The sequence below is a fragment of the Salmonella sp. 741265055_HSA genome, assembly GCF_046569525.1.
In the GTDB taxonomy this organism is placed as follows: domain Bacteria; phylum Pseudomonadota; class Gammaproteobacteria; order Enterobacterales; family Enterobacteriaceae; genus Salmonella; species Salmonella enterica.
On record NZ_JBKFSQ010000004.1, the window covers coordinates 134,016 to 150,978 of the forward strand.

At 53.5% G+C, this 16,963-nt stretch carries 10 protein-coding genes; 5 read left to right on the plus strand and 5 right to left on the minus strand.

From position 1 onward, the window contains the following. Positions 1 to 73 precede the first annotated feature (73 nt). From hmpA to dtpD, 5 genes are all read left to right on the plus strand, one after another. Entirely contained in the window at positions 74 to 1,264 is a 1,191-nt protein-coding gene (gene hmpA / locus ACLD4K_RS03865) for an NO-inducible flavohemoprotein (protein WP_023209431.1), read from the plus strand. Between the two features lie 181 nt (positions 1,265 to 1,445). Beyond that, positions 1,446 to 2,987 (plus strand): lysine decarboxylation/transport transcriptional activator CadC, encoded by a 1,542-nt coding sequence (gene cadC, locus ACLD4K_RS03870; protein WP_411011410.1) that lies wholly within the window; start codon positions 1,446 to 1,448, stop codon positions 2,985 to 2,987. A 360-nt stretch (positions 2,988 to 3,347) separates the two neighbouring features. Further along, a complete protein-coding gene (gene cadB / locus ACLD4K_RS03875; protein ID WP_000100008.1) occupies positions 3,348 to 4,679 on the plus strand; it encodes a cadaverine/lysine antiporter in 1,332 nt (443 codons plus the stop codon). 82 nt (positions 4,680 to 4,761) lie between these two features. Beyond that, positions 4,762 to 6,906: a lysine decarboxylase CadA gene (cadA, locus tag ACLD4K_RS03880; protein ID WP_001100652.1), complete on the plus strand. Its 2,145-nt coding sequence runs from the start codon at positions 4,762 to 4,764 to the stop codon at positions 6,904 to 6,906. Positions 6,907 to 6,961: 55 nt separating this feature from the next. Next, positions 6,962 to 8,422, plus strand: a complete 1,461-nt coding sequence (dtpD, locus tag ACLD4K_RS03885) for a dipeptide permease DtpD (protein WP_411011411.1) — start codon at positions 6,962 to 6,964, stop codon at positions 8,420 to 8,422. Positions 8,423 to 8,470: 48 nt separating this feature from the next. Here dtpD and glnB read toward each other — a convergent pair whose 3' ends face one another. From glnB to purL, 5 genes are all read right to left on the minus strand, one after another. After that, positions 8,471 to 8,809: a nitrogen regulatory protein P-II gene (glnB, locus tag ACLD4K_RS03890; RefSeq protein WP_000717694.1), complete on the minus strand. Its 339-nt coding sequence runs from the start codon at positions 8,807 to 8,809 to the stop codon at positions 8,471 to 8,473. 76 nt (positions 8,810 to 8,885) lie between these two features. Next, entirely contained in the window at positions 8,886 to 10,220 is a 1,335-nt protein-coding gene (gene glrR, locus ACLD4K_RS03895) for a two-component system response regulator QseF/GlrR (protein WP_411011421.1), read from the minus strand. Beyond that, positions 10,220 to 10,984 (minus strand): two-component system QseEF-associated lipoprotein QseG, encoded by a 765-nt coding sequence (gene qseG, locus ACLD4K_RS03900; RefSeq protein ID WP_077909987.1) that lies wholly within the window; start codon positions 10,982 to 10,984, stop codon positions 10,220 to 10,222. The genes glrR and qseG overlap by 1 nt, the downstream gene beginning before the upstream one ends. A gap of 1 nt (position 10,985) precedes the next feature. Next, complete coding sequence (qseE, locus tag ACLD4K_RS03905) at positions 10,986 to 12,416, minus strand: two component system sensor histidine kinase QseE/GlrK (RefSeq protein WP_411011412.1); 1,431 nt, start codon at positions 12,414 to 12,416, stop codon at positions 10,986 to 10,988. Positions 12,417 to 13,065: 649 nt separating this feature from the next. Continuing rightward, entirely contained in the window at positions 13,066 to 16,953 is a 3,888-nt protein-coding gene (gene purL / locus ACLD4K_RS03910; RefSeq protein ID WP_411011413.1) for a phosphoribosylformylglycinamidine synthase, read from the minus strand. Between the last annotated feature and the right edge of the window lie 10 nt (positions 16,954 to 16,963).

The window sequence follows — 16,963 nt, forward strand, 5'->3', positions numbered from 1 at the left end:
TTTACAATGCAAGGGTATTTTTATAAGATGCATTTGATATACATCATTAGATTTTCACATAAAGGAAGCACGTATGCTTGACGCACAAACCATCGCTACAGTAAAGGCCACCATTCCCTTGCTGGTTGAAACAGGACCGAAACTGACCGCCCACTTCTACGACCGTATGTTTACGCATAATCCGGAGCTCAAAGAAATCTTCAATATGAGCAACCAGCGTAACGGCGATCAGCGCGAAGCCCTGTTTAATGCTATCGCGGCCTACGCCAGCAATATCGAAAATTTACCGGCGTTGCTGCCGGCGGTAGAAAAAATCGCGCAGAAGCACACCAGCTTCCAGATTAAGCCGGAGCAGTACAACATCGTCGGGACGCATCTGCTGGCGACGCTGGACGAAATGTTCAACCCGGGCCAGGAAGTGCTGGACGCGTGGGGCAAAGCCTATGGCGTACTGGCTAACGTCTTTATTCATCGGGAAGCCGAGATTTATCACGAGAACGCCAGCAAAGACGGCGGCTGGGAAGGCACGCGCCCCTTCCGCATCGTTGCGAAAACCCCGCGTAGCGCACTGATCACCAGCTTTGAGTTTGAACCAGTCGACGGCGGTACGGTGGCGGAATACCGTCCCGGGCAGTATCTGGGTGTCTGGCTGAAGCCGGAAGGTTTTGCGCATCAGGAGATCCGCCAATATTCACTGACCCGTAAACCCGATGGCAAAGGGTACCGTATTGCCGTGAAGCGTGAAGACGGCGGCCAGGTATCAAACTGGTTACACCATCACGCCAGCGTGGGCGATGTGGTGCATCTGGCTGCGCCGGCAGGTGACTTCTTTATGAATGTCGCCGCTGATACCCCCGTTTCGCTGATTTCCGCTGGCGTCGGCCAGACGCCGATGTTGGCGATGCTCGATACGCTGGCGAAAGAACAGCATACCGCGCAGGTGAACTGGTTCCACGCGGCGGAAAACGGCGACGTTCATGCATTTGCCGACGAAGTGAGCGAGCTGGGCCGTACACTGCCGCGTTTCACTGCCCATACCTGGTACCGCGAACCGACCGAGGCCGATCGCGCCCAACGCCTCTTCGACAGCGAAGGGCTGATGGATTTAAGCCAACTGGAAGCCGCAATCAGCGATCCGGCAATGCAGTTCTATCTTTGCGGCCCGGTAGGCTTTATGCAGTTTGCCGCAAAACAACTGGTTTCACTTGGCGTGAATAACGAAAACATTCATTACGAATGCTTCGGCCCGCATAAAGTACTGTAATTGCAAGAAATCCTCTGAAAAAACGGGCGTTATCGTTAAGGCGAACGCCCGTTTTCCTCCCCGTTCCCCTGCTTATTGCGCTGCTTTTTATGCCTTTCTTTTACAAAAAAGGGGAATAAAAAAAGTCTGTGCAAATCGTGTTATTATTAACGTTTGACTTAGCTCGTTAGGGCATCTTTTTATGCAGCAACCTGTTGTACGCATTGGAGAGTGGCTGGTTACACCTTCTGTTAATCAGATCAGTCGTCAGGGACGCCAGATTACTCTTGAACCACGGCTGATCGATCTTCTGATGTATTTTGCGCATCACCCGGATGAAGTGTTAAGCCGGGATAACATTATTGATCATGTCTGGATGCGCACCATCGTGACCAACCATGTTGTCACCCAAAGCATTTCTGAACTACGCAAATCATTAAGAGATGGCGGAGACAGCAATGCTGAATACATCGTTACCGTACCTAAACGCGGCTATAAGCTGACGGCGCCGGTTATCTGGTGCGAAGAAAATAGCGATGAGATCGATAATTCATCAACGTCGCCGCCGCCGATCGCAGCGACGAATGCAGAACCGACAGAGGGGGTTACTGCCGCTACGCCTGTGCCGCCCGCCTCTTTGCAAACGCCGACTAAAAAGGCGAAAAAGCCGCGTATCGCCGCTTTCTGGACGTGGGTGATGTTCCTGCTCTCGCTGGCGACGCTGGTGGTGTTTATCGTGATGTCGGTGGTAGATCATAATGCCGCGGTAACAAAAACGCGGTTATTACTTAACCCACGAGATATAGATGTTCGTTTTGAAGGCGGCAATTCCTGTAATAACTGGGTCTCGCAGGAGTCCTACGCCATCGGTCTGGGCGGCTTAATCACCGACCTGCTGAACACCTACTCGACCTTTATGGTGCACGATAAAACCAATTACCGGGTCAATGAGCCAAGCAGCTCCGGTAAGACGTTAACCATTCAGTTTGTCAATCAGCGCCACTATCGGGCGCAGCAGTGCTTTATGTCTGTAGTGCTCATTGATAACGCCGATGGTTCAACCATGCTGGATAAGCGTTATTTCGTCACCAATACTAACCAGTTGTCCATCCAGGATGATCTGTTTAATAGCCTGTCTTTCGTTTTAACACAGCCCTGGCCTGATCGTATGCGAGAACAACTGGCCCTGTTCAGAACGCCGCAAAATACCGCGCTGATGCGTTTTTATGAGGCGCGCCAGCTTATTCTGAGCGGCGATGCGCAGGCGCTAAGTAAAGCCAGCGATATTCTGAATGGCATTATTAAGGAAACGCCTGATTTCAACTATGCCTATGAATATAAAGTGCTGGTAGATGTATTACGGCAATCACAACAGCCGTTTGATAAAGAACAAGTGGCCGCACTGAACGAAGAGTTTAAAAAAATAGATCAAATTCCGGGCGTTGAGAAAACGTCTGTTTATTATAAAATCAAGACCGTCGATCTTTTAGGCAAAGGTGATATCGATGCAGCGTATGAGGAAATCAATAAAAGCATCGAACTTGAAATGTCGTGGTTTAACTATGTCCTGTTGGGGAAAGTTTACGAAATGAAAGGTGAGAATCGTCTGGCCGCTGATGCCTATCTGACCGCCTTTAATTTACGTCCAGGTGAAAACACGCTGTACTGGATCGAGAACGGCGTATTTCAGACATCCGTTCAGAAAATTGTCCCTTATCTGAATAGTTTTCTGGCAGAAGATTAAATTTAACGCTGAACCATGACAAATAAAAGCGAAAAGATATTAAATTTTTCGCTTTTATTTTGTGAAAAACATGTTGCCAAAAATAACCTATGTTAATTTTGGCAACATATTCACTGCAAAGAAATGTAAATATAACTCTTTGTAATTAAACGATGTTTATCCTTTCATGATATTTTTCATGATATTTATATGTTAATTCAAAAAAATCAATCTATCAGTTTTTTCATGTTTGTGTTTATTTCACTTTTTCTTTAGGACTTATCTCAACCCATTCGTTAATCTTGTCGACAGTTGAACGGGCACGCAGCATATATGAAGCATAAGCCCGGTTCTTAAAAATACAGCTCAGGAGAAATGAACATGAGTTCTGTCAAAAAGATCGGGCTATTTGCCTGTACTGGCGTCGTTGCCGGTAATATGATGGGGAGCGGGATTGCATTATTACCCGCCAACCTTGCCAGTATTGGTGGCATTGCCATCTGGGGCTGGGTAATTTCTATTATTGGGGCAATGTCGCTGGCTTATGTTTATGCGAGGCTGGCAACCAAAAACCCTCAACAGGGTGGCCCTATCGCTTATGCTGGAGAAATATCTCCGGCGTTTGGTTTCCAGACCGGCGTTCTTTATTATCACGCAAACTGGATTGGTAACTTAGCCATCGGTATTACCGCTGTTTCTTATCTTTCTACGTTCTTCCCGGCATTAAATAATCCAATACCGGCAGGTATTGCCTGTATTGCTATCGTCTGGCTGTTCACCTTTATTAATATGCTGGGCGGGGCCTGGGTCAGCCGCTTGACAACGATTGGCCTATTCCTGGTGCTGATCCCGGTAGTCTTGACCGCAGTCGCCGGCTGGCATTGGTTCGATATCGCGACCTATCACGCGAACTGGAACACGTCCACGACAACCGACTCTCACGCCATTGTTAAAAGTATTCTGCTCTGCCTGTGGGCGTTCGTTGGCGTTGAGTCTGCCGCCGTCAGCACCGGCATGGTGAAAAACCCGAAACGCACCGTACCGCTGGCAACCATGCTGGGTACCGCGCTGGCAGGCATCATCTACATCGCCGCGACTCAGGTTATCGCCGGGATGTTCCCAGCTTCCGTTATGGCCTCTTCCGGCGCGCCGTTCGCTATCAGTACCTCCACGATTCTGGGTGGCTGGGCTGCGCCGCTGGTTTCCGCCTTTACCGCTTTCGCCTGCCTGACGTCTCTGGGCTCCTGGATGATGCTGGTCGGCCAGGCTGGGGTTCGCGCCGCCAACGACGGCAACTTCCCGAAAATTTACGGTGAAATGGATAAAAACGGTATTCCGAAAAAAGGTCTGCTGTTGGCTGCGGTGAAAATGACGGCGCTGATGATTCTGATCACCATCATGAACTCCAGCGGCGGTAAAGCGTCCGACCTGTTCGGCGAACTGACCGGGATTGCCGTACTGCTTACCATGCTGCCGTACTTCTACTCCTGTGTTGACCTGATTCGCTTCGAAGGGTTCAACATCCGTAACTCGGTAAGCCTGATTTGTTCTGTACTGGGCTGCGCATTTTGCTTCATCGCACTGATGGGCGCCAGCTCCTTCGAACTCTCCGGCACCTTTATCGTCAGTCTGATCATCCTGATGTTCTACGGTCGCAAAATGCACCAGCGCCAGAACAACGACAGCGACAACAATACGGCTGAAGCGCTTTAACCGCTAACTCCTTTTTCTCAAAGCCCCTTTCGTCACCTGCTATAGCGTAGCGGGAGGGGCCCACTTTACCAGGAACAAGACTATGAACGTTATTGCTATCATGAACCACATGGGCGTCTACTTTAAAGAAGAGCCTATTCGTGAACTGCATCGTGCACTGGAAGGTTTAAATTTCCGTATCGTCTATCCAAACGACCGAGAAGACCTGCTGAAGCTGATTGAAAATAACTCCCGCCTTTGCGGCGTCATTTTCGACTGGGATAAATATAACCTTGAGCTTTGCGAAGAGATTAGCAAGCTGAACGAGTATATGCCGCTGTACGCCTTCGCCAACAGCTACTCTACGCTGGACGTCAGCCTCAACGATCTGAGAATGCAGGTTCGCTTCTTTGAATATGCTTTAGGCGCCGCAGCCGATATCGCGGCGAAAATTCGCCAGAATACCGATGAATACATCGACAATATTCTGCCGCCGCTGACAAAAGCACTGTTCAAATATGTGCGCGAAGGGAAATATACTTTCTGTACGCCTGGCCACATGGGCGGGACCGCTTTCCAGAAAAGCCCCGTCGGCAGCATCTTTTATGATTTCTTCGGCCCGAACACGATGAAATCCGATATTTCGATTTCCGTTTCCGAACTGGGTTCGCTGCTGGACCACTCCGGCCCGCATAAAGAAGCAGAAGAGTATATCGCCCGCGTCTTTAACGCCGAACGTAGCTACATGGTGACGAACGGCACCTCTACGGCGAACAAAATCGTCGGTATGTACTCCGCGCCGGCAGGCAGCACGGTACTGATTGACCGTAACTGCCATAAATCGCTGACCCATCTGATGATGATGAGCGACATTACGCCGATTTATTTCCGCCCAACCCGTAACGCCTACGGTATTCTTGGCGGTATCCCGCAAAGCGAGTTCCAGCACGCCACTATCGCTAAACGGGTAAAAGAGACGCCTAACGCAACCTGGCCGGTCCATGCTGTTATTACTAACTCAACCTATGACGGTTTGTTGTATAACACTGACTACATCAAGAAAACTCTGGATGTGAAGTCCATTCATTTTGACTCCGCCTGGGTGCCTTATACCAATTTCTCCCCTATTTATCAGGGTAAATGCGGTATGAGCGGCGACCGTGTAGAAGGCAAAATCATTTATGAAACCCAGTCCACGCATAAACTGCTGGCGGCGTTTTCACAGGCATCCATGATTCATGTTAAAGGCGACATTAACGAAGAAACCTTTAACGAAGCCTACATGATGCATACCACCACTTCTCCGCACTACGGTATCGTAGCATCTACTGAAACCGCAGCGGCGATGATGAAAGGTAATGCAGGTAAACGCCTGATTAACGGCTCTATTGAACGTGCGATTAAATTCCGTAAAGAAATTAAACGCCTGAAAAGCGAATCCGACGGCTGGTTCTTTGACGTATGGCAGCCGGAACATATCGATGGGGCTGAGTGCTGGCCGCTGCGTTCAGATAGCGCATGGCATGGCTTCAAAAATATCGATAACGAACACATGTACCTCGACCCGATCAAAGTCACTATCCTGACGCCGGGGATGAAGAAAGACGGTACGATGGATGAATTCGGTATTCCGGCAAGTCTGGTCGCCAAATATCTCGATGAACGCGGCATCATCGTAGAAAAAACCGGTCCATACAATCTGCTGTTCCTGTTCAGCATTGGTATCGACAAAACCAAAGCTCTGAGCCTGCTGCGCGCGCTCACTGAATTTAAACGCGCCTTTGACCTGAACCTGCGCGTCAAAAACATTCTGCCGGCACTGTACCGCGAAGCGCCTGAGTTTTATGAAAATATGCGCATCCAGGAACTGGCGCAGAATATTCATAAACTGGTCGAACATCATAATCTGCCGGACTTAATGTACCGTGCGTTTGAAGTGCTGCCAAAAATGGTGATGACGCCGTATACTGCGTTCCAGAAAGAGCTGCATGGCGAAACGGAAGAGGTGTATCTTGAAGAGATGGTTGGTCGCGTCAACGCCAACATGATCCTTCCTTACCCTCCGGGAGTGCCGCTGGTGATGCCTGGTGAAATGATCACCGAGGAAAGCCGTCCGGTACTGGAATTCCTGCAAATGCTGTGCGAAATCGGCGCTCACTATCCGGGCTTCGAAACCGATATCCACGGCGCCTATCGTCAGGCAGACGGACGTTACACCGTTAAGGTGCTGAAAGAAAATACGAAATAAGTACCAAAGGGAAGTGGCAAGCCACTTCCCTTTTTTCACGCAGCAAGGAGACGTTATGAAAACACCCTCACAACCGCGCGCGATTTTTTACATCGTGGCGATTCAAATTTGGGAATACTTCAGCTTTTACGGCATGCGTGCCTTACTCATCCTTTATCTTACCCACCAGCTTGGTTTTAATGACAGCCACGCGATCAACCTCTTCAGCGCCTACGCCTCTTTAGTTTACGTTACCCCTATTCTTGGCGGCTGGCTTGCCGACCGCCTGCTTGGCAACCGCGTGGCGGTTATCACCGGCGCCTTATTGATGACGCTGGGTCATGTGGTATTGGGCTTAGAATCTGATTCAACGCTGAGTTTATATGCGGCGCTGGCCATTATTATCTGCGGCTACGGCTTGTTTAAATCCAATATTAGCTGTCTGCTGGGCGAACTTTACGCCCCTGATGACAACCGCCGCGACGGGGGATTCTCGCTGCTCTACGCCGCCGGAAATATTGGATCGATAGCCGCGCCGATCGCCTGTGGTCTGGCGGCGCAGTGGTATGGCTGGCATGTCGGCTTTGCGCTGGCGGGCGTCGGAATGTTCATCGGCCTGCTCATCTTTTTAAGCGGTCATCGCCACTTTCAGCAGACGCGCGGTGTTAATCGCCCCGCGCTGCGGGCGGTTAAATTCGCCCTTCCAACCTGGGGTTGGCTGGTATTAATGCTGTGTATCGCGCCGGTATTCTTCACTCTCCTGCTGGAAAATAACTGGTCTGGCTATGTGCTGGCCATTGTCTGCGTCTTCGCGGCGCAACTCATCGCCCGTATTATGGTTAAATTTCCCGAACACCGTCGCGCCTTGTGGCAAATCGTTCTGTTAATGATCACCGGCACTCTCTTCTGGGTTCTGGCGCAGCAGGGCGGAAGTTCGATCAGTTTATTCATCGACCGTTTTGTCAACCGCCACTGGCTGAATATGACCATCCCCACCGCATTGTTCCAGTCGGTCAATGCGATTGCGGTGATGGCGGCGGGCGTGGTGCTGGCGTGGCTGAGCAGCCCGAAAGAGAGCGCCCGCTCGGTGCTGCGCGTCTGGCTTAAATTTGCCGTGGGGCTGGTATTAATGGGCGGCGGTTTTATGCTGCTGGCGCTAAACGCGCATCAGGCCCGGTTAGACGGGCAGGCATCAATGGGAATGATGATCGCAGGGCTGGCGCTGATGGGCTTTGCGGAGCTGTTTATTGATCCGGTCGCGATGGCGCAAATTACCCGCCTCAACCTGCCTGGCGTCACGGGCGTACTAACCGGTATTTATATGCTGGCGACCGGCGCGGTCGCTAACTGGCTGGCTGGCGTCGTCGCGCAACAAACCACGGAATCGCAAATTAGTGATACGGCGGTAGCCGCCTACGGACACTTTTTCTCGCAAATGGGCGAGTGGACGCTAAGTTGCGTGGCGCTGATCGTCGCCATTGTCGGCCTGAGATGGATTTGCACCCGGACTACGTCGGCGCTACCGCAGGGCGATTAAACGGTGGTTCGCTGCCCACAAGGAGGAGACGGGCAGCGAATCGGCACATCAGATAGCCGCGTCGTCTTCTTCGCCAGTACGGATACGAATAACGCGGGCGACATCAAAGACAAAGATCTTACCGTCGCCGATTTTCCCCGTCTGCGCGGTACGAATGATGGTGTCAACACAGGTATCCACGATGTCGTCAGGCACAACGATTTCAATTTTTACCTTCGGCAGAAAATCCACCATATATTCCGCGCCGCGATACAGCTCGGTGTGGCCTTTTTGACGGCCAAAGCCTTTGACTTCAGTGACCGTCATGCCGGTAATACCTACCTCGGCCAGCGCTTCACGGACATCGTCCAGCTTGAAGGGTTTAATAATCGCATCAATCTTTTTCATGCTATTCCTTGAAAAGGTCGCCTGTGTTTTGATCGGTTAAACGTAACATATTTCGCGCTACTTTACGGCATGAAAACTACTCTTTGAAATCATTCGCATCCAGTTCGTGACGGGAGAGTAGCTTATAGAATTCCGTGCGGTTGCGCCCCGCCATCCTTGCCGCGTGCGTCACGTTACCTTTGGTAATTTGCAGTAACTTGCGCAGATAGTTCAGTTCAAATTGGTTTCGCGCTTCGGCAAAGGTGGGCAGCGCGGTGTTTTCGCCTTCCAGCGCCTGCTCGACCAACGCATCGCTGATCACCGGCGAAGAGGTTAACGCCACACATTGTTCAATGACGTTGACCAGTTGGCGCACGTTGCCCGGCCAGCTTGCCGTCATCAGCCGTTTCATTGCATCAGTAGAAAAGGCGCGAACAAACGGTTTATGCCGCTGTGCCGACTGTCTGAGCAGATGATTAGCCAACAGCGGAATATCCTCGGTACGCTCCGCCAGCGCCGGAATTTTCAGGCTCACGACATTCAGCCGGTAGTACAAATCTTCACGAAATTCGCTCCGCGCCATCGCCTTCGGCAGATCGCGGTGCGTCGCGGAAATAATTCGCACGTCGATATCAATATCGCGATTGCTGCCCAACGGCCTGACTTTGCGCTCCTGTAACACCCGCAGCAGCTTCACCTGTAACGGCGCGGGCATATCGCCAATTTCATCCAAAAATAGCGTGCCGCCTTCCGCCGCCTGGAACAACCCTTCACGATTGCTCACTGCGCCGGTAAAGGCGCCGCGCGCATGACCGAATAATTCGGACTCCAGCAACTGTTCCGGCAACGCGCCGCAGTTGATGGCGACAAACGGCTTGTTATTGCGCGGGCTGGCATTATGAATCGCCTGTGCGAAAATCTCTTTCCCGGTGCCGCTTTGTCCGTTAATCAATACGCTGACATCCGACTGCGCGACCATGCGCGCCTGTTCAAGCAGTCGCAGCATCAGCGGGCTACGGGTAACGATAGCGTTGCGCCAGCTATCGTCCGTCGCGGGAGCGGACTGCTCCAGCGCTTCATCTATCGCTTTATATAACGCGTCTCTGTCGAGAGGCTTCGTCAAAAAGCTGAATACGCCTTTCTGGGTAGCGGCCACCGCATCCGGAATAGAACCATGCGCCGTCAGAATGATAACCGGCATTCCGGGCTGTACTTTCTGAATTTCTGTGAACAGTTGCATACCATCCATTTCATCCATGCGCAGGTCGCTTATTACCAGATCCACTTTTTCCCGATGCAGTACCCGTAATCCTTCCTGGCCGCTCTCTGCGGTCACGACGCTGTATCCTTCACTGGTCAGGCGCATACCGAGCAATTTCAGTAATCCGGGATCGTCATCGACCAGCAACAGGTGCGCCGGTTTACGGCTTATCATGGCGTTACCTCATCTTGTGACGGCGACGGCGCCGCGCCATCTTCAGACGTCGCGGGTTTGTCATTCGTATGTGGCGTATCGGCGTTGTAATTCCCTGCCGGTTTTCGTGTCGAAAGCTGGCGCTCAATATCGGTTAAACTCTCCAGCTTACGGGTGGTAAGATCGAGCTGCGTTTGCAAAGCCTGTTGCTGCTGGCGCAGCGTATCCAGCTCACTATCTGACGTTTGCTGGAGTTTGCTATAACGCTGACGTTCGGCAGAAAGTGCTAATTGCAGCGCCTGACCGTCATGCCAGATTTGGTAGACGGGCCGTACCTGAGCCGGTATTTGCGCGCTTAACGCCTCCAGACGGGTCACTATGGCGCGCCGCTCCGGCGGCGTAATTTTTGCATCCGCCAGTAAGATCCCGCGCCTGAAGGCATTCTGCCAGTTATCATCCGTCAACGCGCGCGCCTCTGCGCGCGACTGAACCGGCATCAGACGATCGGCGCAGTCAATCGTGCGTAGCCAGTACAGCGGATTCGTCTCCACCGCCTGCCCGCGTAGCGACCAGATATCCGCGCACGCCGTCGGGAGATAATCCGCCAGTTGATAATGGGGGAGCGTGTCCTGCGCTGCGCTACCGGGCAGTTGCTGTGAAGCATGGGGAACACATGCGGTCAGCGCCAGACACGATATGCCCACCGGTATTCCCCACCGCAAAAGGCATCGTTTAATAGTTTGGACGAAAACGTGTGACATACGCACCAGGCTTAAATTCATATTAGTGTTTGTCAGATGCAGGCAGCGGCAGCGAGATGCGAAAACAGACTTCCTGCGCGTTGTCATCCACCAGTTGGATCTCTCCCTGCATTCGACGAATACAATCTCTGGCGATACTCAGCCCTAACCCACTGCCTTTTACCGCCCCTTTTCGCTGGTGGCTTCCCTGGAAAAAAGGCTCAAAAATCATTTCTCTTTCGGTTTGCGGAATCGGTTCGCCGCTATTAACCACATCGATATAAACCGTGGAGCCCTGAGAGCGACTACGGATACAAATGTTACCGGATTCAGCGCCATAGTGCACCGCGTTGGAATAGAGATTATCCAGCACGCTCATCAGCAACATGGGCTCTGCTATGCAGCGTTCGGCCTCCAGGTCGACATCGGTATGCATCATTTTAGCGCGGGCAGGCAAACTGTGGGCGGAAACCACCATATCCACAAGCGGCGCGATATCGACCGCTTCCAGCTCTGTGGCACAGTCTACCAGTTTCCGGTTGTAATCAAGCAATTGCTCAATCAATTTTTGTAAATTACGACTGCTGTCATCCAGAATATCGACCACCTCTTTTTGCTCCGGCGTCAGCGGCCCAACCACCTGATCGGCCAGCAGCTCTGTCCCCTCGCGCATACTGGCCAGCGGGGTTTTCAGCTCATGGGACAGGTGACGTAGAAACTGATGGCGCTGGGATTCCAGCCACGCCAGACGCTCACTCAGCCAGATAATGCGCTGCCCCACCGATCGTAATTCACGCGGACCGGTAAAGGTGACGGTATTCCCCAAAGAACGGCCTTCGCCCAGGCGATTAATCATCCGTTCAATTCCTTTCACTGGCCCGATAATCATGCGGGTAAAAAGTAGCACCATCGCCAGGCTCACCAGAAATAGCACCAGCGCCTGCCAGCCGAAAAATTGTCCGCGCTCGGCGATTTCTTGTTGTAACTGCTGCCCGCGCGAGTAAACCACAGTACGCGTCGCCTGCACCATTTCCGTATTAGCGTTGGCAAAGGCCTCCAGACGCGCGGCCGCTGCCGCTTCCGGGCCGCTATCTTTACACTGCAATTGCGCCAGCGCGTTTAAATCCTGACGTAACGCCTGATACAACTTATCATCCGGCAAGACGCCGGCATGGGCGTCCAGCATATCGCTATAGCGCTTACGCTGGCTTTGATACACTTTTGCCAGCGTCGGATCGTCAAGCACGCAATACTGTCGGTAGCTTCGCTCCATCTCCAGCGCGACGTTGGTCATCGCCTCGCTGCGCCGGGCGTCAATAAGCGTGCTGCGGTTAGTCACCGCAGCCTGATCGCTTAACGCGTTGAGGCTTTGCCACGCCTGCCAGGCCAGAACCAGCAACGGCAGCAGGATCAGCAAAAAGGCCAGCATGACCAATTGTCGTAAAGAACGGGGGAAAACAGACCAGCGCTTCAACGTGTCGCTCACATAAAAGAAGAATAAAAAAGATGCTAACCGAGGGAAGCGCCAGATACAACAAAGCCGGGCTAAACCCGGCTTTGTTATGGAATAAGGCGGTGCCTAACTCGACGTTTCGCCCGGAGGTTGATAAAGCTACGCTATTATCAGAAGTTGGACGGCAGGCACCTTGTTGTGCGTCATTCGAAGTTTATGTAGCGCGTCCCTAAGGGGCTGACATAAGAAGGTGAATGAGCCACTGGTTACCATTATGCAGTAATTGTGCCAACATTCAAAAGACTTTGTTAACACAATGATAGATATGAAAAATATCGTTATTCATGCTAAAAATGGCTCTGCCTGTTTTTTGCCCTTTCTGTCGCCAATCAGCAACACCTGCAACACCTAAAAATAAAACAATTTAAAATCAAATAGTTAAATGTCTCTTTTTGGCGACAACCTATCCCCCACTCATGTCGGGATTTCCCGACACTTTAATCTTGCGGCATAAGCACTAGTTTATTGCCGGATGGCGGCGTAAACGCCTTATCCGGCCTACCGCTTGACGTTCAAGACGGTAGCTACAACCACGCTTCCCCGTGGGCCTGATAAGCGCCGTCTACAAAAAAGCCCCTCGTGAAGAGGGGCTTAATGGCTATCGGGCTAATTAACCAAGCTGCTTACGCGCATTACGGAAGATACGCATCCACGGGCTATCCTCGCCCCAGTTTTCCGGGTGCCAGGAGTTGGCGACGGTGCGGAATACGCGTTCCGGATGCGGCATCATAATCGTCACCCGACCGTTTTCGGTCGTCACCGCCGTGATGCCATTCGGCGAACCGTTCGGGTTAGCCGGATAGGTTTCAGTCACCTGACCAAAGTTATCAACGTAGCGCAGGGCGACCAGGCCTTTGCTCTCAAGCGCGGCAAGATGCGCATCGTCACGCACCTCAACGCGCCCTTCCCCATGGGAAACCGCAATCGGCATCTGTGAGCCTACCATTCCTTGCAGCAGCAGCGATGGGCTTTGCGTCACTTCCACCAGACTGAAGCGGGCTTCGAAGCGGTCAGAATGGTTACGTACAAAACGCGGCCACAGTTCGCTGCCCGGGATCAGCTCGCGCAGATTCGACATCATCTGGCAACCGTTGCACACCCCAAGCGCCAGCGTCTGCGGACGATGGAAGAAGGTTTCGAATTCGTCGCGCACCCGATGGTTAAACAGAATGGATTTCGCCCAGCCTTCGCCCGCCCCCAGCACGTCGCCGTAGGAAAAGCCGCCGCAAGCCACCAGCGCGTGGAAGTTACCCAGACCGATACGACCGCCCAGCAGGTCGCTCATATGGACGTCAATCGCGTCAAAGCCCGCACGATGGAACGCCGCCGCCATCTCCACGTGAGAGTTCACCCCCTGCTCGCGCAGTACAGCGACTTTCGGTCGTGCGCCTGTCGCAATGTACGGCGCGGCGATATCTTCATTAATATCAAACGACAGCTTCACGTTGAGGCCCGGATCGGCATCATTCGCTTTCGCCTCGTGTTCCTGGTCGGCACATTGCGGATTATCGCGCAGACGCTGCATCTGCCAGGTGGTTTCCGCCCACCAGACACGCAGCGTAGTACGGCTTTCGCTGAATACCGTCTGGTCATTAGCGGTAATCACAAAGCGATCGCCAGCCAGGGCCTGACCAAGGTAGTGGACGCAGTCAGCAAGGCCGTACTGCGCCAACAGCGTTTCGACCGCGTCTCTGTCTTCAGCGCGTACCTGAATCACGCCGCCCAGCTCCTCATTGAACAGCGCAGCCAGATGGTCATCGCCCAGCGCAGCGATATCGACCTGCACGCCGCAGTGGCCGGCAAAGGCCATCTCGGCCAGCGTCACCAGCAGACCGCCGTCGGAACGGTCGTGCCAGGCCAGTAATTTACGCGCAGCGACCAGCGCCTGCATGGCGTCATAGAAGCCTTTCAGTTGCGCGACGTCACGCACGTCCGCGGGTTTGTCGCCAAGCTGACGATAGACCTGCGCCAGCGCCGTTGCGCCCAGCGCGTTGTGGCCCTTGCCAAGATCGATCAGCAGCAAGGCGTTATCTTCCGTTGACAGCTGCGGCGTAAGGGTGTGACGCACGTCCTCCACGCGGGCAAACGCGGAAATCACCAGCGACAGCGGCGAGGTCATTTCGCGCTGTTCGTTACCTTCCTGCCAGCGGGTTTTCATCGACATCGAATCTTTGCCCACCGGAATCGTCAGGCCAAGCTGCGGACAGAGTTCCTCTCCCACCGCTTTAACCGCGTCATACAAACCGGCATCTTCGCCAGGATGACCGGCTGCCGCCATCCAGTTAGCGGAAAGCTTAATGCGCTTGATATCGCCAATCTGCGTCGCGGCAATGTTAGTCAACGCTTCACCGACGGCCAGACGGGCGGAAGCGGCAAAGTCCAGCAGCGCCACCGGCGCGCGCTCGCCAATCGACATCGCTTCGCCGTAGTAGCTGTCGAGGCTGGCGGTAGTGACCGCGCAGTCAGCCACCGGAACCTGCCACGGGCCAACCATCTGGTCACGCGCCACCATACCGGTGACGGTACGGTCGCCAATAGTGACAAGGAAGGTTTTTTCCGCCACGGTCGGCAGATGCAGAACACGATTTACCGCGTCGGCAATCGTGATATCCGCGCGGTTCAGCGCATCGCCTTTCGCCTTCAATGTTTGCACATCGCGGGTCATTTTCGGCGTTTTGCCCAGCAGGACATCCAGCGGCAGGTCGATCGGCTGATTGTCGAAATGGTTATCATGCAACGAGAGATGCTGTTCTTCGGTAGCGTCGCCAATGACCGCATACGGCGCGCGTTCGCGCTTACACAGTTCGTCGAACAGCGGCAACTGGTCAGCCGCGACCGCCAGCACATAGCGCTCCTGGGATTCGTTACACCAGATTTCCAGCGGGCTCATGCCTGGCTCGTCGCTAAGAATGTCGCGCAGTTCGAACTTCCCGCCGCGCCCGCCGTCGCTCACCAGCTCCGGCATCGCATTGGAGAGACCGCCCGCGCCCACATCATGGATAAACAAGATTGGGTTGGCGTCGCCCAACTGCCAGCAGCGGTCGATCACCTCCTGGCAGCGGCGTTCCATTTCCGGGTTATCGCGCTGAACAGAGGCAAAATCGAGATCCGCATCAGACTGGCCGGAAGCCATTGAAGAAGCCGCCCCGCCGCCGAGGCCGATATTCATCGCCGGGCCGCCAAGGACGATCAGCTTCGCGCCGACGACGATCTCGCCTTTCTGCACGTGATCGGCGCGAATATTACCGATCCCGCCCGCCAGCATGATCGGCTTATGGTAGCCGCGCAGCTCTTCGCCGTTGTGGCTGTTCACCTTCTCTTCGTAGGTACGGAAGTAACCGGTCAGCGCCGGGCGACCAAATTCGTTGTTAAACGCCGCGCCGCCCAGCGGACCTTCGGTCATGATATCCAGCGCGGTGACAATACGTTCCGGCTTGCCAAAATCCTCTTCCCACGGCTGTTCAAAGCCCGGAATACGCAGGTTGGAAACAGAGAAGCCCACCAACCCGGCTTTTGGTTTCGCGCCACGCCCGGTGGCGCCTTCATCACGAATTTCGCCGCCGGAACCGGTCGCCGCCCCCGGCCACGGAGAGATGGCGGTTGGGTGGTTATGCGTTTCGACCTTCATCAGAATGTGCGCGGGCTCCTGATGAAAATCGTAACGGCCAGTATTGTGGTCGGCGAAGTAGCGCCCCACCGCAGATCCTTCCATCACCGCGGCATTGTCTTTATAGGCAGAGAGCACATAGTCCGGCGTGGTTTCGAAGGTGTTTTTAATCATTTTAAACAGCGACTTCGGCTGCGGTTTACCGTCGATAATCCAGTCGGCGTTAAAAATCTTGTGGCGGCAGTGCTCGGAGTTCGCCTGGGCGAACATGTACAATTCGATATCGTTCGGGTTGCGCCCCAGTTTGGTAAACGCCTCCTGCAAATAGTCGATTTCATCTTCCGCCAGCGCCAGACCAAGACGCAGGTTGGCGTCAATTAACGCCTGACGGCCTTCTCCCAGCAGATCGACACTGGAAACCGGCGCAGGCTGATGGTGGATAAACAGTTTTTCCGCATCGGTTAAAGAAGAGAACACCGTCTCCATCATACGGTCGTGCAGCTCTGCGGCCACTTGTCGCCACTGTTCCGCCGTCAACGTCGAAGCCTCGATATAGTACGCTACGCCGCGCTCCAGCCGATCAACCTGTTGCAGGCCGCAGTTGTGGGCGATATCCGTTGCTTTTGAAGACCAGGGGGAGATGGTACCAGGACGCGGTGTGACCAACAGGAGTTTACCCGCCGGCGTATGGCTGCTAAGCGCCGGGCCGTATTGCAACAGACGGGTAAGCTGCGCCTGCTCGCTATCATTTAACGGGGCGTTCAGGTCAGCAAAATGGACATACTCAGCGTATATATTGTGGACCTGGAGGTTGGCAGCCTGAAAGCGCGCCAGCAGTTTATTGATACGGAATGCAGACAGTGCAGGCGAACCACGCAGAATTTCCATCATAAGTCTCTCG

Coding starts and splice junctions, on each gene's coding strand:
- hmpA (WP_023209431.1), top strand. CDS start 74: ATGCTTGACGCACAAACCATCGCTACAGTAAAGGCCACCATTCCCTTG.
- cadC (WP_411011410.1), top strand. CDS start 1,446: ATGCAGCAACCTGTTGTACGCATTGGAGAGTGGCTGGTTACACCTTCT.
- cadB (WP_000100008.1), top strand. CDS start 3,348: ATGAGTTCTGTCAAAAAGATCGGGCTATTTGCCTGTACTGGCGTCGTT.
- cadA (WP_001100652.1), top strand. CDS start 4,762: ATGAACGTTATTGCTATCATGAACCACATGGGCGTCTACTTTAAAGAA.
- dtpD (WP_411011411.1), top strand. CDS start 6,962: ATGAAAACACCCTCACAACCGCGCGCGATTTTTTACATCGTGGCGATT.
- glnB (WP_000717694.1), bottom strand. CDS start 8,809: ATGAAAAAGATTGATGCGATTATTAAACCCTTCAAGCTGGACGATGTC.
- qseG (WP_077909987.1), bottom strand. CDS start 10,984: ATGAATTTAAGCCTGGTGCGTATGTCACACGTTTTCGTCCAAACTATT.
- purL (WP_411011413.1), bottom strand. CDS start 16,953: ATGATGGAAATTCTGCGTGGTTCGCCTGCACTGTCTGCATTCCGTATC.